Origin of the sequence: Ochrobactrum sp. SFR4, assembly GCF_019730395.1 — a bacterium.
Classification (GTDB): domain Bacteria; phylum Pseudomonadota; class Alphaproteobacteria; order Rhizobiales; family Rhizobiaceae; genus Pseudochrobactrum.
On record NZ_JAAPBB010001391.1, the window covers coordinates 1 to 235 of the forward strand.

Below are 235 nucleotides of genomic sequence, written 5' to 3' on the forward strand. Positions count from 1 at the left end.
GCGCCATAGATACCAATTCTGAGAATGTGCTACCATGCAGAAGACTGAGCCTGAGATTACAGCTCAAACATTAGCAGCTTCGTCAATTTTAAAAGAAATCTTACAGGACAAACTAATCGGAATTTATATTCATGGCTCAGCTCTGGGCGGTGCATTAAAACCGCAGAGTGATATTGATCTGCTAACGGCCACACCCACCCCCCCCCCCCCCCCCCCCCCCCCCCCCCCCCCCCCC

The 235-nt window shown here is 52.3% G+C and carries 1 protein-coding gene; it reads left to right on the forward strand.

Annotated features, from left to right (window positions below; genetic code table 11):
* Window positions 1-34: 34 nt before the first annotated feature.
* Window positions 35-235 (forward strand): nucleotidyltransferase domain-containing protein (locus HBA93_RS23590; protein WP_221724825.1); only part of this gene is annotated, 201 nt, incomplete at its 3' end.